The sequence below is a fragment of the Janthinobacterium sp. JC611 genome, from assembly GCF_018682595.1.
Taxonomy (GTDB): Bacteria; Pseudomonadota; Gammaproteobacteria; order Burkholderiales; family Burkholderiaceae_D; genus Janthinobacterium.
The window spans coordinates 142,219-159,876 of sequence record NZ_JAFLJN010000025.1 but is presented as its reverse complement, the minus strand read 5'-3'; the positions used below and the strand labels follow the sequence as shown (position 1 = coordinate 159,876).

Sequence of the window (17,658 nt, the reverse complement as noted above, 5' to 3'; positions counted from 1 at the left end):
TGCGCACAAAAAAGCCGGCTTGCGCCGGCTTCTTGTGAGGAACGATAGCTGCTTAGTTTTTCGACTGGTCAACCATCTTGTTCTTGGCGATCCAAGGCATCATGGCGCGCAGTTTCGCGCCCACTTCTTCGATCTGGTGCTCGGACGTCAAACGGCGGCGCGAGATCAGGGTCGGTGCGCCTGCCTTGTTTTCCAGGATGAAGCTCTTCGCGTATTCGCCCGTTTGAATGTCTTTCAGGCATTGACGCATCGCATCCTTGGTGGCCGACGTCACGACTTTAGGGCCGGTCACGTATTCGCCGTATTCGGCGTTGTTCGAGATCGAGTAGTTCATGTTGGCGATGCCGCCTTCATAGATCAGGTCGACGATCAGCTTGAGTTCGTGCAAGCACTCGAAGTAGGCCATTTCAGGCGCGTAACCGGCTTCCGTCAGGGTTTCGAAGCCAGCCTTGATCAGTTCCACGGCGCCGCCGCACAGCACGGCTTGCTCACCGAACAGATCCGTTTCGGTTTCTTCGCGGAAGTTCGTTTCGATGATGCCGGCACGGCCGCCGCCGTTGGCCGACGCGTACGACAGGGCGATATCGCGGGCGATGCCCGATTTGTCCTGGTACACGGCGATCAGGTGGGGCACGCCGCCACCCTGGGTGTAGGTGGCGCGCACGGTGTGGCCCGGCGCTTTCGGCGCGACCATGATCACGTCCAGGTCGGCGCGTGGCACGACCTGGCCGTAATGCACGTTGAAGCCGTGGGCGAAGGCCAGCACGGCGCCCTGCTTGGCGAACGGCGCGATGTTGTCGTTATAGACCTGGGCGATGTTTTCATCTGGCAGCAGGATCATGATGACGTCGGCCGCTTTCACGGCGTCGTTGACTTCCGCCACTTTCAAGCCCGCTTGCTCGACCTTGGTCCACGAGGCGCCGCCCTTGCGCAGGCCGACGGTGACGTTGACGCCCGAATCGTTGAGGTTTTGCGCGTGCGCGTGGCCTTGCGAACCGTAGCCGATGATGGCAACGTTTTTGCCTTTGATCAAGGAGAGGTCAGCGTCTTTGTCGTAAAAAACTTTCATGGTATTTCCTATATATTTGATGATGCGTTGTTGTTTTAAATGCGGCCCCTGGGCCGCGTAGAGCTACTTGTATTTTTATACTTTGAGGATGCGTTCGCCGCGGCCGATACCGGAACCACCCGTGCGGACGGTTTCCAGGATGGCGGCGCGGTCGATCGAATCGATGAACGCGTCGAGCTTGACCTTGTTGCCGGTCAGTTCGATCGTGTACGTCTTTTCGGTGACATCGATGATGCGGCCACGGAAGATATCGGCGGTGCGCTTCATTTCCTCGCGCTCCTTGCCCACGGCACGAACCTTGATCAGCATCAACTCGCGTTCGATATGCTGGCCTTCGGTCAAGTCCACCACCTTGACTACCTCGATGAGGCGATTCAAGTGCTTGGTGATCTGCTCGATGATGTCGTCCGAGCCGCTGGTGACGATGGTCATGCGCGACAGGGTCGAGTCTTCCGTCGGCGCCACCGTCAAGGTTTCGATGTTGTAGCCGCGTGCCGAGAACAGGCCCACCACGCGCGACAGGGCGCCCGCTTCGTTTTCCAACAAGACAGAAATAATATGGCGCATGATCAGAGGTCCTCCGAGCCGAGCATCATTTCGGACAGGCCTTTGCCGGCTTTCACCATGGGCCACACGTTTTCGGACTGGTCGGTAATGAAGTTCATGAATACCAGCCTGTCTTTCATGCCAAACGCCTCTTTCAGGGCGCCGTCGACGTCGCCCGGTTTTTCAATTCTCATGCCCACGTGGCCATATGCTTCGGCCAGCTTCTCGAAGTCGGGCAGCGAGTCCATGTACGACTCGGAATAGCGCGAACCGTAGTCGATTTCCTGCCACTGGCGCACCATGCCGAGAAAACGGTTGTTGAGCATGATGATCTTCGGCGTCAGGTGGTACTGCTTGCATGTGGCCAATTCCTGGATGCACATCTGGATCGAGCCTTCACCCGTGATGCAGGCAACGGTGGCGTCCGGATTGGCCATCTGCACGCCCATGGCGTACGGCAAGCCGACACCCATGGTGCCCAGGCCGCCGGAATTGATCCAGCGGCGCGGCTTGTCGAAGCCATAATATTGCGCGGCCCACATCTGGTGCTGGCCCACGTCGGACGTGATGAAGGCGTCGCCCTTGGTGATCTGGAACACCTTTTCCACCACCGCCTGCGGCTTGATGACCAGGTCGGAGGTCGGATATTTCAGGCATTCGCGGCCACGCCAATCGGCGATCTGCTTCCACCAGTTGCTCAAGGCATTGACGTTCGGCTTGGCTTCGGCCGCGTCCAGCTGCGCGAGGAACTCGATCAGCACGTCCTTGACGTTGCCGACGATGGGAATATCGACCTTGACGCGCTTGGAAATCGACGAGGGATCGATGTCCACGTGGATGATCTTGCGCGGATGCGAGGCGAAATGTTTCGGGTTGCCGATCACGCGGTCATCGAAACGGGCGCCGATGGCGATCAGCACGTCGCAGTTCTGCATCGCCATGTTCGCTTCATAGGTGCCATGCATGCCGGGCATGCCGACATACTGCTCGCTCGATGCGCGGTAGCCGCCCAGGCCCATCAGGGTGTTGGTGCACGGGAAACCCAGGCGGTCGACCAGTTTGTTCAGCTCGGCCGAGGCGTTCGCCAGGATGACGCCGCCGCCCGTGTAGATCATCGGACGTTCCGCGTGCAGCAGCAGCTGCACGGCCTTGCGGATCTGGCCCGAGTGGCCCTTGTCGACGGGACGGTAGGAACGCATCTCGACTTCCTTCGGATAGTCGAAATGGCATTTGTGCATGCTGATATCCTTGGGGATATCGACCAGCACGGGTCCCGGACGGCCGGTACGGGCGATGAAGAAGGCTTTCTTGATCGTCGCTGCCAGGTCCTTGACGTCCTTGACGAGGAAGTTGTGCTTGACGACGGGGCGCGTGATGCCGACCGTGTCGCATTCCTGGAACGCATCCTGCCCGATGGCGTGGCTCGGCACCTGGCCGGAGATCACCACCATGGGAATCGAGTCCATGTACGCGGTCGACAGGCCCGTGACGGCATTCGTGACGCCCGGACCGGACGTGACGATGGCCACACCGACCTTGTTCGAGCTGCGCGAATAGGCATCGGCGGCGTGGATCGCGGCCTGCTCGTGGCGTACCAGGATATGCTGGAATTTGTTTTGCTGGAAGATGGCGTCGTAGATGTAGAGTACGGCTCCGCCCGGGTATCCAAAGACGTGCTCGACGCCCTCTTCAGCCAGACAGCGCACGACAATTTCTGCGCCCGTAATTGGTCCTGCTGCTGCTTCGGTATTCATGAAACATTCCTTTCAAGGTCCATTGGAGATTGATCGGATGTTCTTTCCTGACGAAGTTCGCCGTGCGCGACAGTGCTCCTGCTTCCCTTTTCATGCGGTCACGCAATTTCTTTGGGCACCCATAGATACCTTACAAAACAACGCTTAACGCAACTCGTTTGGCCGGAGTTTCTGTGGCGCCTGTACGAACCGCTCGCGCTTGTGGCGCGGGTTAGAACAAACTGCCTACAAATGAAAGCGCGTCTTGCCGCGGATGGCCTTGTGTGCCGGTCGCGACCTGACCATAGGGCTTTGGGGTGTTCAAAGCGTCCTATACGGTATCGCGTCGCACCATTATGGTCAAGGAAAATGTCGCTCCCGCTGCATTTTTGCTCGCACGGAGTGCAAAAACTCTGCGGAAACGCACATTTTTTGCTAGCATGCACGGGGTTGCAAAAAGCATACCCGCCCCCATTTCGCCCACCGCACCCGCAGCCGCTAAGATCCCCATACCGCATGGCAACAGACAAAGAATTATCCGACTTTCTAGAAAATGTCGAGCGGCGCGCTTTCAAGCAGGCCGCCTACGCGGTCCGCAAGGAAGAATCGGCACTCGACATCGTGCAGGACGCCATGATCAAGCTGGCCGAGAAATACGGCGACAAGCCGGCCGCCGAACTGCCGATGCTGTTCCAGCGCATCTTGCAGAACACCATACTCGACTATTTCCGCCGCGAAAAGGTACGCAACACCTGGGTCAGCCTGTTTTCCGGCATGAAGCCCTCGGGCGACGAGCATGAAGATTTTGATATACTTGACACTTATGAATCGGAACAGGGCTCCAGCGCCGCCGAATCGTCGGCCGACCAGGTCGAACGCGCGCAAATCCTTGATTTGATTGATGCAGAGGTACAAAAACTGCCGTCACGTCAACGCGAAGCCTTCCTCATGCGTTATTGGCAGGACATGGATGTGGCTGAAACAGCGGAAGCGATGGGTTGCTCCGAAGGTAGCGTGAAAACACATTGCTCTAGAGCTACCCACACGCTCGCCGAATCGCTGAAAGCCAAGGGAATTAAACTATGAACACCGACGATCTCAATTTCGCTTACAAAGTGCGCCATGCACTGAACGAAAAACTCGACGACCTGCCCGCATCGGCCACCGATCGCCTGGCAGCGGCACGCAAGCTGGCCCTGTCGCGCAAGAAGGCGGACGCGCCCGCCGCCGTCGCCGTACGCCAGAACGTGTTCGCCGGCGTCGCCAGCAGCCTGTTCGTCGAGCCGCTGTCGTGGCTGGGCCGCATGAGCGTGATCATCCCCCTGCTGCTGCTGGTCGGCGGCCTGGTGGGCATCTATCAGTTTGAGCAGGAACAACATATTGCCGAACTGGCAGAAATCGACGCCGCCGTGCTGTCGGACGAGTTGCCGCTCTCCGCCTATATGGACCATGGCTTCAACGCCTACCTGACGAAACGCGAGCAATAAGCATGGCGCGCATCAGCAAACGCACTGGCTGGCTGGCCGGCGGCATCGGCCTGGGCGCCTGCGCCCTGGCGGGCGCCGCCTGGGTAGGCGCGCAGCAACATGCCGCGCCCGCCGCCCCTCCCGCGACGGCAGCGCCCGCAGCCGCGGCAGCGCCGGCCCCGGCCGCCAAGCCCGGTGCACCGCGCACGGCCGGCAAGGGCGGCACGCCACCGAAGTCTGGCGAGAATCCCTCGTGGAACAAGCTGTCGCGCGCGCAGCAGGAAGCCCTGCAGCCGCTGGCGGGCGAATGGAACAAGCTGGAAGCCTTGCGCAAGCAGAAATGGCTCGATATCGCCAGCCGCTTCTCCTCGATGACGCCCGACGAACAGACCCGCGTACATGAACGCATGCGTGTATGGATCAAGCTGACGCCAGCGCAGCGCAGCCTCGTGCGCGAAAACTATGCGCGCACGAAGAAGATTGATCCAGGTCAAAAGTCCGCCCAATGGGAGCAATACCAGCAATTGCCGGAAGAGCAAAAGAAAAAGCTGGCGACGGAGCTCGTGCCGAAAAAACCGCTGGAAAAAGTACCCGCCATTAATTCGACCACGAGCAAGCCGGCCGCGATCCTGCCACCCGCCACGCCGGCAGCGCCTGTGGCCGCCGCGCCCTTGCCGCCACCCGCGGCCGCGCCTGCGGCGGCCGCCGTGCCGCTAGCCGATCCTGCCGCGGCCCCCGCCACCGTGCCCGTCACGCCACCTGCCACGCCCGCCCCACTGCCAACCAATGCCAAATAGCACGCCTGCCGCCAGCATCAATGCCCATCCCACGATCAAGCGCCGCCTGATTTCCATGGTGTACGAGTCGCTGCTGGCCCTGGCCGTGCTGTTCCTGCCCTTCCTCGTCTTCGAACTGATCGCGCAGGGCGCGCATACGCCTTTGAGCGAACATATGCGCCAGTGCCTGGCCTTCCTCGTCATGGGTGCGTACTTCATCCACCAATGGAGCCGCGAAGGGCAAACCCTGGCCATGAAGACGTGGCGCCTGAAGGTCGTGCTGCCGGGCCACGCCCACGTGCCGCTGCGCGTGGCCGCCTACCGCTACATCCTGTCATGGATGTGGCTGCTGCCAGCTCTGCTGGTGTCGTATGTATTCGACTTGCAGCACTGGACGGCCCTGGGCGCCATCGGCGTGGGCATCCTGGCCTGGTCCAGCACGGCCCTGTTCACGGGCAATGGTCAATTCCTGCACGACAAGCTGGTGGGCACGCAGATCGTGCAATTGCCGGCTCCCGCAAAGAAGTCGAAGAAAGTCGCCGCCTGAGTTTTTATGTGGCTTGACCTGGGTCATTGAAGCGCCACGGGGGCTCTGCGATCATGGCAAGCCATGAACAATACCGCCCCCCTCCCCCACACCCGCTTCGCTCCCTACCGCGAGGAAGTCTGCAGCGAAGACGAAGTCACGCATCTCGTCCACACCTTTTATGCCGCCGCGCGCGACGACGCCATGCTGGGCCCCATCTTTGCCGCCGAGGTCAAGGATTGGGATGCCCACCTGGCGACACTGGTCGATTTCTGGTCAGGCTTGCTGCGCGGCACCATGCGCTACCACGGCAAGCCGCTGGCCCAGCACGCGCAAATGGAACACTTGACGCCGTGCATGTTCCGCCGCTGGCTGACCCTGTTCTTCGCCACCACCGAAAGCATGGGCAATGCGGCCCTGCAAGAGAAGGCCGATACCATCGCCTTGAATATTGCCGAACGGCTATGGAAAAGCTTTGCGGAAAACCACGCCATCACGGCGCCGCAGCTTTAGAACCGCTCGTAACCCTGCAGATAGCGCCATTGCCCCACGGGCATGGCGCCCATCGGGATGCGGCCGATGCGCAGGCGCTTCATGGCGACGACGTCCAGTCCCACCATCTTGCACATATGGGCGATCTGGCCCGGCTGCACGTTTTTCAGGGCGAAGCGCAAACGCGTCTCGTTCTGCCAGCTGACCTTGATCGGCGGCAAAGGCTTGCCATTGAAGGGTAAACCGTGATTGAGCAGCGCCAGGCCGTTTTCCATGATGTCGCCCGACACTTCCACGATGAATTCCTGCTCCACCGTTTTCGCTTCGTCGACCAGCTTGCGGGCCACGCGGAAATCCTGCGTAAACACCAGCAGGCCGGACGCCATGGTGTCGAGCGGATTGGTGATGGTCAGGCCAATCAAATGGCGCTTGAGGAAGCGCGTGACGGAGCTGGGCGCCACGTTCTCGGGCGTGAATATCTCTTCGGGACGCAAACAGCTCAGGGCAGGCTTGCCTTCGCTGCCAATGCCGCCATTGACGCCGGCCGGCTTGTGCAGCAGGATCGTCACGGGCGGCATTTCGTCCAGGGTCGCGTTCGGCAACAGCACCACCGTTTGATTGTCGGCCACGCGCGCGCCCGACTCTTCCACCAGCACGCCATCGACCGTGACCCAGCCGCCCTCGATATACAGCTCGGCCTCGCGGCGCGAGCAGGGCACGTCTTCGGACAGGCGCTTGGCCAGGCGGACGGTGGGCATTTCGTGTGGTGTGGTCATGGGGAGGCGCAAGAAGCAAGAGGAGGAGAAAGCCGGTATTGTAACCGACCCGCTCCTCCCCTCGTCTGCCCTCGCCGATACTTTACGCGCCGGCCTTGGCCAGCTCTTCGGCAAAGAAGCGGTGGCCCATCTCTTCCAGGCCCAGCGTCTGCAGCACTTCCTGCAGGCGTTCCGTGGGGCGCTGGCGCGGCAGGTTTTTATAACTGGCGATGATCAGCTCATTCTTCATCGAATGCTCCCAGCCCACCAGTTCCGTCACGCTGACCTGGTAGCCGTGCGCTTCCAGTTGCAGACAGCGCAGCACGTTGGTGATCTGGCTGCCGAACTCGCGCGTGTGCAGCGGATGGCGCCACAGTTCCGTCAAGGCACTCTTGCCCAGGCTCTTGCCCTTGTTCTTCTTCAGCACGGACGCCACTTCCGCCTGGCAACATGGCACCAGCACCATGAATTTCGCCTTTTTCTTCAGGGCGAAGTGGATGGCGTCATCGGTGGCCGTGTTGCACGCGTGCAAGGCCGTGACGATGTCGATCTGCTGCGGCAGCAAGGTCGATTCCGTCGATTCGGCCACGGACAGCGGCAAGAATGACATGCCGGGGAAGTTGAACTTCTTCGCCAGTTCTTGCGAACGCTGCACCAGCTCTTCGCGCGTCTCGATGCCGTAGATGTGCGAACCGTCGTTGCCGTTCTTGAAGAACAGGTCGTACAGGATGAAGCCGAGATACGACTTGCCGGCGCCGTGGTCGACCAGCGAGACGCCGGGGTGGTCGAGCCGCACTTCGCGCAGCAGCGGCTCGATGAACTGCGTCAGGTGGTACACCTGTTTCAGCTTGCGGCGGCTGTCCTGGTTCATCTTGCCATCGCGCGTCAGGATGTGCAATTCCTGCAGCAGGGCGACCGATTGGCCATCCTTGATCTCGGGCATGTTGCTGGCGGCCGTGATGATGTCTTTCGGCGCAACGGCTGCGGTGGCGGCGGGTGCCGCGCCCTTAGCGCGCTTCATCGATCCACGCCATCTGTATCGCTTCGAGCACTTTTTCGCCGCCGCGCGTGTGGTCATCGTCGAAGCCGTCCAGTTCCACCACCCAGTTGTGCAGGTCGGTGAAACGCACGGTCAAGGGATCGATGTCCGGATGCGCGTCGAACAGCGCTTCGGCGATCGCGTGTATGTCGGACCATTTCATCTTAGTTGCCATATTAGTGGCTGCCTTCGCTGACCTGGTTGATCGTGTATTTCGGGATTTCGACGACGAGGTCGGCCTCGGCCACGATGGACTGGCACGACAGGCGCGACACGGCTTCCAGGCCCCAGGCCTTGTCCAGCATGTCTTCTTCCAGTTCCGTCGCTTCATTCAGCGATTCGATGCCTTCACGCACCAGCACGTGGCAGGTGGTGCAAGCGCACGACTTTTCGCAGGCGTGCTCGATGTCGATGTCGTTTTCCAGCAGGATGTCGCAGATGGACTTGCCGGCAGGTGCTTCGATGACGGCGCCGTCCGGGCAAAGCTTGGCGTGCGGCAGGATAACGATTTGTGGCATGGTGTCTTCTTTCAGTCTGTCATTCGGTGCGCGGCCGCGACATGTGCGCGGCCCGCTGTTCAATTAGTTTTATACGACCTGGTCCAGGGACTTGCCGGTGAGAGCCGTGCGCACGCTGCGGTCCATGCGGCGCGAGGCGAAATCCTCGGTGCCGTCGGCCAGCGCCTCGATCGCCAGCTTCAGGGCCTGGTGGTCGATGGCGCCGCTTTGCGATTGCGCGATGGCGTCGCGCACGCGCTGCATCAAGCCATCGACCGCCACGCGCTCGTCCGCATCGAGCAAGCCGCCGTCTTCATCGAGCGCCGACTGCGTGGCCAGCAGGATGCGTTCCGCTTCCACCTGCTCTTCGCGCAGCGCGCGCGCCACCATGTCGACGTCGGCCGAGGTGTACGAATCCTGCAGCATGCGCGCGATATCGTCGTCGCCCAGGCCGTAGGCCGGCTTGACGCTGATCGACGCTTCCACGCCCGAGCGCAGCTCGCGCGCCGAGACGGACAGCAAGCCGTCCGCATCGACCTGGTACGTGATGCGGATGCGCGCGGCGCCCGCCACCATCGGCGGGATGCCGCGCAGCTCGAAGCGCGCCAGCGAACGGCAATCGCTGACCAGTTCGCGCTCGCCCTGCAGCACGTGCACGGCCAGCGCCGTCTGGCCATCTTTAAAGGTTGTGAATTCCTGCGCGCGTGCGCACGGGATCGTCGAATTGCGGGGGATGATTTTCTCTACCAGGCCGCCCATGGTCTCGATGCCCAGGGACAGCGGGATCACGTCCAGCAGCAGCCAGTCGTCGCCGGCGGCGCGGTTGCCAGCGAGCAAGTTCGCCTGGATGGCCGCGCCCAGCGCCACCACCTTGTCCGGGTCGATGTTCGCGTGCGGCGTGGTGTGGAAGAATTCGCTCACGGCGCGCTGCACGTGCGGCATGCGCGTGGCGCCGCCCACCATCACCACGCCGTCGACGTCGTCCGCATCCACGTTCGCGTCGCGCAAGGCCTTCTTGATGGCGTTCATGGTCTTGGCCACCAGGTGCTGCGTCATGGCGGCAAAGTCGGCCGCCGTGATGCGCAGGTGGATTTCTTCGCCCGAGTTCAGGGCCGCGTCGATCATCGTTTCCGACTTGGTCGACAGCGTTTCCTTGATCTCGCGCGCCTTCACCATCAGGATGGCCGTGTCTTCGTCCGACAGCGGCGCCAGCTTGGCGTGCTCGCTGATCCAGCAGAACAGGCGGCGGTCGAAATCGTCGCCGCCCAGGGCCGAATCGCCGCCCGTGGACAGCACTTCAAAGACGCCCTTGGAGAGTTTCAGGATCGAGATGTCGAAGGTGCCGCCGCCCAGGTCGTACACGGCGTACACGCCTTCGGAGGCGTTGTCGAGGCCATACGCGATGGCGGCGGCCGTCGGCTCGCTCAGCAGGCGCAGCACGTTGATGCCGGCCAGCTGGGCCGCGTCTTTCGTCGCCTGGCGCTGCGCGTCGTCAAAGTACGCTGGCACGGTGATCACGGCGCCCACCAGGTCGTCGCCCAAGGAATCCTCCGCGCGCTGGCGCAGGGTGGCGAGGATTTGCGCCGACACTTCGACCGGGCTTTTCACGCCGGCCACGGTTTTCAGCTGCACCATGCCAGGCGTATCCTGGAAGTCGTAGGGCAGGTTTTCCGCGTAGGCGATGTCGGCCAGGCCGCGGCCCATGAAGCGCTTGACGGAAACGATGGTGTTCTTCGGGTCGGTGGTTTGCGCCGACAGGGCCTTGTAGCCGATGTTCGCATGGCCGTTCGGCAGGTAGCGCACGACGGAAGGCAGCAGGGAGCGCCCGTCTTCGTCGTTGAGCACCTCGGGGATGCTGTTGCGGACGGTGGCGACCAGGGAATTGGTGGTGCCCAGGTCGATGCCGACGGCCAGGCGGTGCTGGTGCGGCGCGGTCGACATGCCTGGTTCGGAAATTTGCAGAAGTGCCATTGTATTCGTGCCTCGATTAATTTTTTGCGTGATGCAGCTGATGCCTGTCGCGCATTATAAGACGGGGGCCGGACCGGCGCTTGGCACGCCGGTCAAGCGATCGCCGGGTCAAGCCTCGATGGCCTCATAGGCAAAACGCACTTCCTCGGCGAATTTGTCGAGGAACATCAGGGCGCGCACGCTTTGCGCGGCATTCACATAGTCGGCAGCGTCGAGCTGGGCGGCCACCTGGGCCAGCAAGGCCTTGCGTTCGCCGCGCAGCTGGCGGTCGAGCGCGTCGAGCGCATCGGCATCCTTGCCGGCGCGCGCATCGCCCAGCTCCTCGCGCCATTCCATCTGCTGCATCAGGAAGCTGAGCGGCATGGCCGTGTTCGACTCCGTCTGCAAATCGACGCCATGGAGTTCGCACAGGTATTGCGCGCGCTTTTGCGGGCTTTTCAGGATTTGATAGGCTTCATTGGCGCGCGTGGCCCATTGCATCGCCACGCGCTTTTCAGCGCTGCTGGCGTTGATGAAGCGGTCCGGGTGGACCTTGCCCTGCACGTCGCGGTAGGCCGCGTCGAGCGCGCTCATGTCGAGCCCGAACTGCGCCGGCAACTGGAATAATTCGAAGTGGTTTTGCATAATGGTCAGTGGTCGCTGTACCGCAATCGATGGGTACAGCGCACCGACCGGGGTCTTGCCAGCTGTTTAAATCCTGAAGGACTCGCCGCAGCCGCAGGCGTCTTTTTCATTCGGATTGTGGAACTTGAAGCCTTCGTTCAAGCCTTCGCGCGCGAAATCGAGTTCCGTGCCGTCGATGTAAGGCAAGCTTTTCGGATCGACGAAGACTTTCACGCCGTGCGATTCGAAGACGCTGTCTTCGGCCGCCGCTTCATCGACGTATTCCAGCTTGTAGGCCAGGCCCGAGCAGCCCGTGGTGCGCACGCCAAAGCGCAAGCCCATGCCCTTGCCGCGCCGTTCGATATAACGGTTGATGTGTTTCGCCGCTTTTTCGGTCAGTGTGATCATGTATTTCTCCGCTCCTGTTCCCACATGGGAACAGGTATCAAAATCCAACAAATTCTAGAGTGCCTGAAAAACGTTCAGGGCAAGGCGCATTGCCGCAGGCAGTACGACTAGTACGACAAGGCAATGCAACGCAGCCATGGGCGTTTTCTCAGGTGCTCTACGCTGCCGGATGGCGGGTCTGATAGTCCAGCACTGCCGCCTTGATGGCGTCTTCCGCCAGAATCGAGCAGTGGATCTTCACTGGCGGCAGGGCCAGTTCTTCGGCGATCTGCGTGTTCTTGATGGCCAGCGCCTGGTCCAGGGTCTTGCCCTTCACCCACTCCGTTACCAGCGAGCTCGAGGCGATGGCCGAACCACAGCCATAGGTCTTGAATTTCGCATCTTCGATCAGGCCGTCGGCGCCGACCTTGATCTGCAGTTTCATCACGTCGCCGCAGGCAGGCGCGCCTACCATGCCGGTGCCGATGGTTTCATCACCCTTGTCGAAAGCGCCCACGTTGCGCGGGTTTTCGTAGTGATCGAGTACTTTGTCCGAGTAAGCCATTTTGATGCTCCTTTAATATTCTTGCCGGCCCCCGTCAACAGGGGCCACGGTGTTGGTTAGTGGGCTGCCCATTGAATGGAATTGATGTCGATTCCCTCTTTGAACATGTCCCACAGCGGCGACAGTTCGCGCAGCTTGTGTACTTTCGATTTCAGCAGGTTCACGGCGAAGTCGATGTCTTCCTCGGTCGAGAAGCGGCCGATGGTGAAGCGGATCGAGCTGTGCGCCAGTTCGTCGCTGCGGCCCAGGGCGCGCAGCACGTACGATGGTTCCAGGCTGGCCGAGGTGCAGGCCGAACCGGACGACACGGCGATATCCTTGATCGCCATGATCAGCGACTCGCCTTCGACGTAGTTGAAGCTGACGTTCAGGTTATGCGGCACGCGGTGGTCCATGTCGCCGTTGATGTAGACTTCTTCGATCTCCTGCAAGCCCTTGGCCAGGCGGTCGCGCAAGGCCTTGATGCGGCCGATTTCGCTGTCCATCTCTTCCTTGGCGATGCGGAAGCTTTCGCCCATGCCGACGATCTGGTGCGTCGGCAGGGTGCCCGAGCGCAAGCCGCGCTCATGGCCGCCACCGTGCATCTGCGCTTCCAGGCGCACGCGCGGCTTGCGGCACACGTACAGGGCGCCCACGCCTTTCGGGCCGTAGGTTTTATGCGCCGTGAAGGTCATCAGGTCGACCTTGGTCTTTTGCAGGTCGATGACGACCTTGCCCGTCGCTTGCGCGGCGTCGCAATGGAAGATGATGCCTTTCGAGCGGCAGAACGCGCCGATCTCGTCGATCGGCTGGATCACGCCGATTTCGTTGTTCACCAGCATGACCGACACGAGGATGGTGTCCGGACGCACGGCCGCGGCCAGCTGCTCGACGGTGATCAGGCCGTTATCCTGCGGCTCCAGGTAGGTCGCTTCGAAGCCGATGCGTTCCAGTTCGCGCACCGTGTCGAGCACCGATTTGTGCTCGGTCTTGACGGTGATGATGTGCTTGCCCTTGGTCTTGTAGAACTGCGCCGCGCCCTTGATGGCCAGGTTGTTGCTTTCCGTTGCGCCGGAAGTCCAGATGATTTCGCGCGGATCCGCGTTCACCAGGGCCGCCACGTGGCCGCGCGCCTCTTCCACGGCTTTTTCCGCCGTCCAGCCATACATGTGGCTGCGCGATGCCGGATTGCCGAACTGCTCGCGCAGGTAGGGAATCATCTTGTCGGCGACGCGTGGATCGATCGGCGTGGTGGCCGAGTAATCCATGTAGATCGGGAAATGCGGTGCCGTTTCAAAGTGCACTTGGCCTACGTTTTTTTCTGGGGCGTTCATCAATAACTCCTGCAATCAGCAACTGGTATTTTTGTCATTATCAACCGAGGGCGGCGTGGTTACGGTGCATCACCATCACGCTTTGCTCGGCGTTCTTTTGTCTCTGCTGGTCGACCAGGTCCTGCAAGGACACAGAATCCAGATAATCGACCATTTTTTCGTTGAGTGTGGACCACAATTCATGCGTCATGCAGCGCGCGCCCGTGGCCGCGTCGGCGCCGTGACAATGTTCCTTGCCGCCGCACTGCGTGGCGTCCAGCGGCTCGTCGACGGCGATGATGATGTCGGCCACCGTCACCTTGTCGGCACGGCGCGCCAGACTGTAGCCGCCGCCGGGGCCGCGGATCGATTCGACGATCTCATGGCGGCGCAACTTGCCGAACAGCTGTTCCAGGTAGGACAGGGAAATCGACTGGCGCTGGCTGATGCCGGACAAGGTGACCGGTCCCTTGCCCTGGCGCAGGGCAAGATCGATCATCGCAGTCACGGCAAAACGGCCTTTTGTAGTCAGACGCATACATCCTCGGTTCAACTGGTTTAAAATATTGCGGCTTTTCAACTTCTCAAACCCCGAGTAGTTGAATGATTTAGTCAAGTATAACAAATTCGGCGAGGTTTGTCAGAGCGCCCCGCGATGACCACAGGGCTGGCAGGGGCATGGCCGGCCGCGCCAGGCGCGGCGGCATCAGGAAAACAACAGTACGGCTCAGGCGCGCAAAGCGCTGCGCACCTTCATCAGTTCAAACCCCAGCAGGTTCAAGCCGTCCCAGCGCGACGGATCGCCGATGCGCGGATTGTCGGACGCCAGGCCCACGCCCCAGATGCGGTCGACGGGACTGGCTTCGACGATGACACGCTCGCCCGTGCCCAGCAAGAACTTGCGCAGCGCGGCCTTTTGCGAGAACTTGGCGAAGTTGCCATCGAAGACGATGCCGGCGCGCGCCGCTTCCCACACCCTGGCGTCGAAGTTCGCCACTTCGCGTCCCAGCTTTTTCACTTCCGACGGCCGCTCGGCCGCCACGATGCGCGCCTGGACGGTCGTGTCGCCGAACAGGGCCGCCTTTTGCGCCATCATGTAGTGTTCGGCCGTCGCGTACGTCACGCCGGCAAGGCTGAACGGCGACGGAAACCACTGGCTGAAGCAGCTTTTATCGGGCACCTGCGGCTGCGCCGGCGTGTGGCCCCAGAAATACAGATAGTCGGGCACGCCGCCCGCCGCGATCCACGCCTTCAATTCTTCCACGTTACTGATTTGCATATTCCCCGCACTTCCGCCAGACAGGCGATGATTCAAGCTCAAGCACGCAATAGTTGCATCGGGCCAAACAAGGCCTGCATGTCACGATTGCCGATAAAGGACAGATTATACGGATGTTCCGCCGTCACCTGCGGCAAGGATGCCGCCACCGGCAAGCGTTTGATCAGCTCGGCAATCTTGCCCCACAGCACCAATTGCGGCAAGGCCGCCCCGCCCTGCCGCGCCAGCGCTTCGAGCACCACCTGCAGGAAGGGCAGCCAGCCGCGGGCATCCTGCACGGGCGGCACGTGGGCACGGAACACCAGCGCCGCGTTCAGCAGCAGGAAGCCCTGCTCCGTCATCTTGCGCTGCAAGTCGGGCAGGGTCTGGATGACGCCACTGTCCGGCAACTGCGCGGCGGCCGCCACGGGCGCCATGGCGGCGCCCGACGTGTCGCCGCCCTGCAACTGGCCGTCGGCCACCAGCAGCATCTTCATGAAGTTGCGCAAGGACGTGGCGCGGTTGACGGGTTTTGACAATCCCGTGGCAGACCACAGGCTGCCGACGGCGCCATCCATGAAGCACACGCCCGTGGCGCTGTCGGCACGCGGATACGGCCCCTCGCCCACCAGCACGTAGCGCACCTGCGCCAGCGGCAGGGCGAAGGCGGCGAACAGCCGGCCCTGCGTGGGCAGGTAATCATCGACGGCCAGCGCCGGCAGGTAGGCGGGGTCGGCCGCCATCACGGCGTGCAAGCCGCGCAGCAGGATGGGACGCCAGGAGGCATGCGCCAGTGACAGGGCGTCGATGATGCTGGCAGGAACGGTTGTTGCGGTCATGAGGACGTGAAGTATTTGGGCAAACGCAAATTGTAGCGCACCGGCAAGATGGCATTGACTGATCAAAATCAAGCACGCATAAAAAAAACCCCGCCTGTTGCAAGATGGGGTTTTCCGCATTGCGCCTTTAAAACTATTCGGCGTCGGGCTGTTGCGACGGATGCGCGGCGATAAAGGCTGGCAAACCGGCGCAATGCGCGTGGATGCGCGCCACGCGCGGGTATGGCGCCAGGTCGATGGCGAAGCGCTGCGCATTGAATACCTGCGGCACCAGGCAGCAATCGGCCATCGTCGGGCCGTCGCCATGGCAGAACAGGCCCGTGCCGGCAGGGTCGCCCTGCGCCAGCAGCGCTTCCACGGCCGCCAGCCCCTCGGCCATCCAGTGGCGGTACCACTCCTGCTTGGCCTCGTCCGACAGCCCCAGGGTGTTTTTCAGATATTTCAAGACGCGCAGATTCGTCAGCGGATGCGCGTCGCAGGCGATCGCCAGCGCCAGCGCGCGCACGCGCGCCCGTTCCAACGGGTCCGCCGGCAGCAGGGGCACGCCAGGACGGGTCTCGTCGAGGTATTCGAGCATCGCCAGCGACTGCGTCAGGATGGCGCCATCGTCGTCGAGCGCCGGCACCAGCGCCGACGGATTGACGGCGCGGTAGGCTGGCAGCAGCTGCTGGCCGCCATCGTGCAGCAGATGCACGGGGATGCTGTCGTAAGCGATGCCCTTCAGGTTGAGGGCGATGCGCACGCGGTAGGCGGCCGAACTGCGAAAGTAGGTGTACAGCTTCACGGGCGGCCTCCTCAGGCGCGCGTGGCGCCGGCGTACAGGGCCACGGTCTGCTCGATGCTGCCGAAGATGCTGGCGCCCGCCGCGTCGCGCATCTCGATGCGCACCGTGTCGCCGAACTTCAGGTAGGCCGTCTTTGGCGCGCCGTGCTCGATGGTTTCATACATGCGCACTTCGGCCAGGCAGCAGTAACCCACGCCGCCGTTCTCGATGCTCGAACCGAACAGGTTGCCCTGCTTGTTCGACACCGTGCCGGAGCCGACGATGCTGCCGGCGCCCAGTTCGCGCGTCTTGGCCGCATGGGCGACGAGTTGGGCAAAATTGAAGGTCATGTCTTCGCCCGCATTCGGCTTGCCGAACGGTCTGTCGTTCAAGTCCACGAGCAGCGGCAGGTGCAGCTTGCTGTCGACCCAGTCGGCACCCAGTTCATCGGGCGTGACGGCGACGGGCGAAAACGCGCTGGCCGCCTTCGACTGGAAGAAACCGAAACCCTTGGCCAGTTCGCCCGGAATCAGGTTGCGCAGCGAGACGTCGTTGACCAGCATGACCAGGCGGATGGACTTGGCCGCGTCGGCCACGCTGGCGCCCATGGCCACGTCGCCCGTGATCACCGCCACCTCCGCCTCCAGGTCGATGCCCCACTCTTCGGACAGGGCGAAGATCGGGTCGCGCGGGCCGATGAAACTGTCCGAGCCGCCCTGGTACATCAGCGGGTCCGTGTAGAACGAGGCCGGCACTTCCGCGTTGCGCGCCTTGCGCACCAGTTCCACGTGGTTGATGTAGGCGGAACCGTCAGCCCACTGGTAGGCGCGCGGCAGCGGCGAGTGGCACAGCTTTGCATCAAACGGCTGGGCGTCCGGCGCCTGGCCCGCGTTCAGGGCCGCGTAAGCCTGCTCCAGTGTCGGCGCCACGGCGTCCCAGTTGTCGAGCGCGGCCTGCAAGGTGGGGGCGATGGCCGCCACGCACTGATATTGGCGCAGGTCGCGGCTGACGAGGATCAGGGCGCCGTCGCGGCTGCCGTTTTTCAGGGTTGCGAGTTTCATGGAGTGTGTTCCTTGTTTGG

22 protein-coding genes are annotated in these 17,658 nt (G+C 62.1%); 5 read left to right on the top strand and 17 right to left on the bottom strand.

Translation table 11 applies throughout. From position 1 onward, the window contains the following. Positions 1 to 52 precede the first annotated feature (52 nt). The 3 genes from ilvC to J0O65_RS18865 form a co-directional block, all read right to left on the bottom strand. Positions 53 to 1,069, bottom strand: coding sequence for a ketol-acid reductoisomerase (ilvC, locus tag J0O65_RS18875; RefSeq protein ID WP_131372707.1), 1,017 nt, complete (start codon positions 1,067 to 1,069; stop codon positions 53 to 55). Between the two features lie 75 nt (positions 1,070 to 1,144). Then, positions 1,145 to 1,636: an acetolactate synthase small subunit gene (gene ilvN / locus J0O65_RS18870; RefSeq protein ID WP_010399754.1), complete on the bottom strand. Its 492-nt coding sequence runs from the start codon at positions 1,634 to 1,636 to the stop codon at positions 1,145 to 1,147. Between the two features lie 2 nt (positions 1,637 to 1,638). Further along, positions 1,639 to 3,369: an acetolactate synthase 3 catalytic subunit gene (locus J0O65_RS18865; protein ID WP_215408787.1), complete on the bottom strand. Its 1,731-nt coding sequence runs from the start codon at positions 3,367 to 3,369 to the stop codon at positions 1,639 to 1,641. 495 nt (positions 3,370 to 3,864) lie between these two features. On the opposite strand from J0O65_RS18865, the gene J0O65_RS18860 reads away from it, so the two are divergent. The 5 genes from J0O65_RS18860 to J0O65_RS18840 all read left to right on the top strand — a co-directional run bounded on the left by J0O65_RS18860 (position 3,865) and on the right by J0O65_RS18840 (position 6,629). Beyond that, complete coding sequence (locus J0O65_RS18860) at positions 3,865 to 4,434, top strand: RNA polymerase sigma factor (protein WP_034779551.1); 570 nt, start codon at positions 3,865 to 3,867, stop codon at positions 4,432 to 4,434. Continuing rightward, positions 4,431 to 4,835, top strand: coding sequence for a DUF3619 family protein (locus tag J0O65_RS18855; RefSeq protein ID WP_034750051.1), 405 nt, complete (start codon positions 4,431 to 4,433; stop codon positions 4,833 to 4,835). Before J0O65_RS18860 ends, J0O65_RS18855 begins: the two co-directional genes overlap by 4 nt. Before the next feature lie 2 nt (positions 4,836 to 4,837). Further along, a complete protein-coding gene (locus tag J0O65_RS18850) occupies positions 4,838 to 5,611 on the top strand; it encodes a DUF3106 domain-containing protein (RefSeq protein ID WP_215408786.1) in 774 nt (257 codons plus the stop codon). Continuing rightward, positions 5,601 to 6,137 carry an RDD family protein gene (locus J0O65_RS18845; RefSeq protein ID WP_215408785.1) on the top strand — a complete coding sequence of 179 codons (537 nt, stop codon included), beginning with the start codon at positions 5,601 to 5,603 and terminating at the stop codon, positions 6,135 to 6,137. Before J0O65_RS18850 ends, J0O65_RS18845 begins: the two co-directional genes overlap by 11 nt. Before the next feature lie 63 nt (positions 6,138 to 6,200). Then, positions 6,201 to 6,629: a group III truncated hemoglobin gene (locus J0O65_RS18840; protein ID WP_152249917.1), complete on the top strand. Its 429-nt coding sequence runs from the start codon at positions 6,201 to 6,203 to the stop codon at positions 6,627 to 6,629. Here the strand turns inward: J0O65_RS18840 and J0O65_RS18835 are convergent. From J0O65_RS18835 to J0O65_RS18770, 14 genes are all read right to left on the bottom strand, one after another. Further along, on the bottom strand, positions 6,626 to 7,384 hold the full coding sequence (locus J0O65_RS18835; protein ID WP_215408784.1) for an rRNA pseudouridine synthase: 759 nt from the start codon (positions 7,382 to 7,384) through the stop codon (positions 6,626 to 6,628). The genes J0O65_RS18840 and J0O65_RS18835 overlap by 4 nt on opposite strands. Before the next feature lie 82 nt (positions 7,385 to 7,466). Next, the gene (locus J0O65_RS18830) at positions 7,467 to 8,384 is read right to left on the bottom strand and encodes a class I SAM-dependent methyltransferase (protein ID WP_215408783.1); all 918 of its coding nucleotides are present in this window, start codon (positions 8,382 to 8,384) and stop codon (positions 7,467 to 7,469) included. Further along, complete coding sequence (iscX, locus tag J0O65_RS18825) at positions 8,371 to 8,565, bottom strand: Fe-S cluster assembly protein IscX (RefSeq protein WP_070288776.1); 195 nt, start codon at positions 8,563 to 8,565, stop codon at positions 8,371 to 8,373. Before iscX ends, J0O65_RS18830 begins: the two co-directional genes overlap by 14 nt. Positions 8,566 to 8,578: 13 nt before the next feature. Continuing rightward, positions 8,579 to 8,920, bottom strand: a complete 342-nt coding sequence (fdx, locus tag J0O65_RS18820; protein WP_034750070.1) for an ISC system 2Fe-2S type ferredoxin — start codon at positions 8,918 to 8,920, stop codon at positions 8,579 to 8,581. Positions 8,921 to 8,989: 69 nt separating this feature from the next. Next, positions 8,990 to 10,870, bottom strand: a complete 1,881-nt coding sequence (hscA, locus tag J0O65_RS18815) for a Fe-S protein assembly chaperone HscA (protein ID WP_215408782.1) — start codon at positions 10,868 to 10,870, stop codon at positions 8,990 to 8,992. 108 nt (positions 10,871 to 10,978) lie between these two features. Further along, positions 10,979 to 11,494, bottom strand: coding sequence for a Fe-S protein assembly co-chaperone HscB (gene hscB / locus J0O65_RS18810; RefSeq protein ID WP_215408781.1), 516 nt, complete (start codon positions 11,492 to 11,494; stop codon positions 10,979 to 10,981). Positions 11,495 to 11,560: 66 nt separating this feature from the next. After that, a complete protein-coding gene (iscA, locus tag J0O65_RS18805; protein WP_034750079.1) occupies positions 11,561 to 11,881 on the bottom strand; it encodes an iron-sulfur cluster assembly protein IscA in 321 nt (106 codons plus the stop codon). Between the two features lie 157 nt (positions 11,882 to 12,038). Further along, positions 12,039 to 12,425, bottom strand: coding sequence for a Fe-S cluster assembly scaffold IscU (gene iscU, locus J0O65_RS18800; protein ID WP_034750082.1), 387 nt, complete (start codon positions 12,423 to 12,425; stop codon positions 12,039 to 12,041). 56 nt (positions 12,426 to 12,481) lie between these two features. Continuing rightward, a complete protein-coding gene (locus J0O65_RS18795) occupies positions 12,482 to 13,738 on the bottom strand; it encodes an IscS subfamily cysteine desulfurase (protein WP_070224138.1) in 1,257 nt (418 codons plus the stop codon). A 40-nt stretch (positions 13,739 to 13,778) separates the two neighbouring features. After that, positions 13,779 to 14,255: a Fe-S cluster assembly transcriptional regulator IscR gene (gene iscR / locus J0O65_RS18790; RefSeq protein WP_065310626.1), complete on the bottom strand. Its 477-nt coding sequence runs from the start codon at positions 14,253 to 14,255 to the stop codon at positions 13,779 to 13,781. Positions 14,256 to 14,444: 189 nt separating this feature from the next. After that, entirely contained in the window at positions 14,445 to 14,996 is a 552-nt protein-coding gene (gene ybiA, locus J0O65_RS18785; RefSeq protein ID WP_215408780.1) for a riboflavin biosynthesis intermediates N-glycosidase, read from the bottom strand. 38 nt (positions 14,997 to 15,034) lie between these two features. After that, on the bottom strand, positions 15,035 to 15,814 hold the full coding sequence (locus tag J0O65_RS18780) for a uracil-DNA glycosylase family protein (protein ID WP_215408779.1): 780 nt from the start codon (positions 15,812 to 15,814) through the stop codon (positions 15,035 to 15,037). Between the two features lie 133 nt (positions 15,815 to 15,947). After that, complete coding sequence (gene maiA, locus J0O65_RS18775; protein WP_215408778.1) at positions 15,948 to 16,598, bottom strand: maleylacetoacetate isomerase; 651 nt, start codon at positions 16,596 to 16,598, stop codon at positions 15,948 to 15,950. Positions 16,599 to 16,609: 11 nt separating this feature from the next. Further along, on the bottom strand, positions 16,610 to 17,638 hold the full coding sequence (locus J0O65_RS18770) for a fumarylacetoacetate hydrolase family protein (protein WP_215408777.1): 1,029 nt from the start codon (positions 17,636 to 17,638) through the stop codon (positions 16,610 to 16,612). Positions 17,639 to 17,658 lie beyond the last annotated feature (20 nt).

What these genes read in the sequence shown, in the direction of transcription:
- ilvC (WP_131372707.1), bottom strand. Translation starts at nt 1,069, where the DNA reads ATGAAAGTTTTTTACGACAAAGACGCTGACCTCTCCTTGATCAAAGGC.
- ilvN (WP_010399754.1), bottom strand. Translation starts at nt 1,636, where the DNA reads ATGCGCCATATTATTTCTGTCTTGTTGGAAAACGAAGCGGGCGCCCTG.
- J0O65_RS18865 (WP_215408787.1), bottom strand. Translation starts at nt 3,369, where the DNA reads ATGAATACCGAAGCAGCAGCAGGACCAATTACGGGCGCAGAAATTGTC.
- J0O65_RS18860 (WP_034779551.1), top strand. Translation starts at nt 3,865, where the DNA reads ATGGCAACAGACAAAGAATTATCCGACTTTCTAGAAAATGTCGAGCGG.
- J0O65_RS18855 (WP_034750051.1), top strand. Translation starts at nt 4,431, where the DNA reads ATGAACACCGACGATCTCAATTTCGCTTACAAAGTGCGCCATGCACTG.
- J0O65_RS18850 (WP_215408786.1), top strand. Translation starts at nt 4,838, where the DNA reads ATGGCGCGCATCAGCAAACGCACTGGCTGGCTGGCCGGCGGCATCGGC.
- J0O65_RS18845 (WP_215408785.1), top strand. Translation starts at nt 5,601, where the DNA reads ATGCCAAATAGCACGCCTGCCGCCAGCATCAATGCCCATCCCACGATC.
- J0O65_RS18840 (WP_152249917.1), top strand. Translation starts at nt 6,201, where the DNA reads ATGAACAATACCGCCCCCCTCCCCCACACCCGCTTCGCTCCCTACCGC.
- J0O65_RS18835 (WP_215408784.1), bottom strand. Translation starts at nt 7,384, where the DNA reads ATGACCACACCACACGAAATGCCCACCGTCCGCCTGGCCAAGCGCCTG.
- J0O65_RS18830 (WP_215408783.1), bottom strand. Translation starts at nt 8,384, where the DNA reads ATGAAGCGCGCTAAGGGCGCGGCACCCGCCGCCACCGCAGCCGTTGCG.
- iscX (WP_070288776.1), bottom strand. Translation starts at nt 8,565, where the DNA reads ATGAAATGGTCCGACATACACGCGATCGCCGAAGCGCTGTTCGACGCG.
- fdx (WP_034750070.1), bottom strand. Translation starts at nt 8,920, where the DNA reads ATGCCACAAATCGTTATCCTGCCGCACGCCAAGCTTTGCCCGGACGGC.
- hscA (WP_215408782.1), bottom strand. Translation starts at nt 10,870, where the DNA reads ATGGCACTTCTGCAAATTTCCGAACCAGGCATGTCGACCGCGCCGCAC.
- hscB (WP_215408781.1), bottom strand. Translation starts at nt 11,494, where the DNA reads ATGCAAAACCACTTCGAATTATTCCAGTTGCCGGCGCAGTTCGGGCTC.
- iscA (WP_034750079.1), bottom strand. Translation starts at nt 11,881, where the DNA reads ATGATCACACTGACCGAAAAAGCGGCGAAACACATCAACCGTTATATC.
- iscU (WP_034750082.1), bottom strand. Translation starts at nt 12,425, where the DNA reads ATGGCTTACTCGGACAAAGTACTCGATCACTACGAAAACCCGCGCAAC.
- J0O65_RS18795 (WP_070224138.1), bottom strand. Translation starts at nt 13,738, where the DNA reads ATGAACGCCCCAGAAAAAAACGTAGGCCAAGTGCACTTTGAAACGGCA.
- iscR (WP_065310626.1), bottom strand. Translation starts at nt 14,255, where the DNA reads ATGCGTCTGACTACAAAAGGCCGTTTTGCCGTGACTGCGATGATCGAT.
- ybiA (WP_215408780.1), bottom strand. Translation starts at nt 14,996, where the DNA reads ATGCAAATCAGTAACGTGGAAGAATTGAAGGCGTGGATCGCGGCGGGC.
- J0O65_RS18780 (WP_215408779.1), bottom strand. Translation starts at nt 15,814, where the DNA reads ATGACCGCAACAACCGTTCCTGCCAGCATCATCGACGCCCTGTCACTG.
- J0O65_RS18770 (WP_215408777.1), bottom strand. Translation starts at nt 17,638, where the DNA reads ATGAAACTCGCAACCCTGAAAAACGGCAGCCGCGACGGCGCCCTGATC.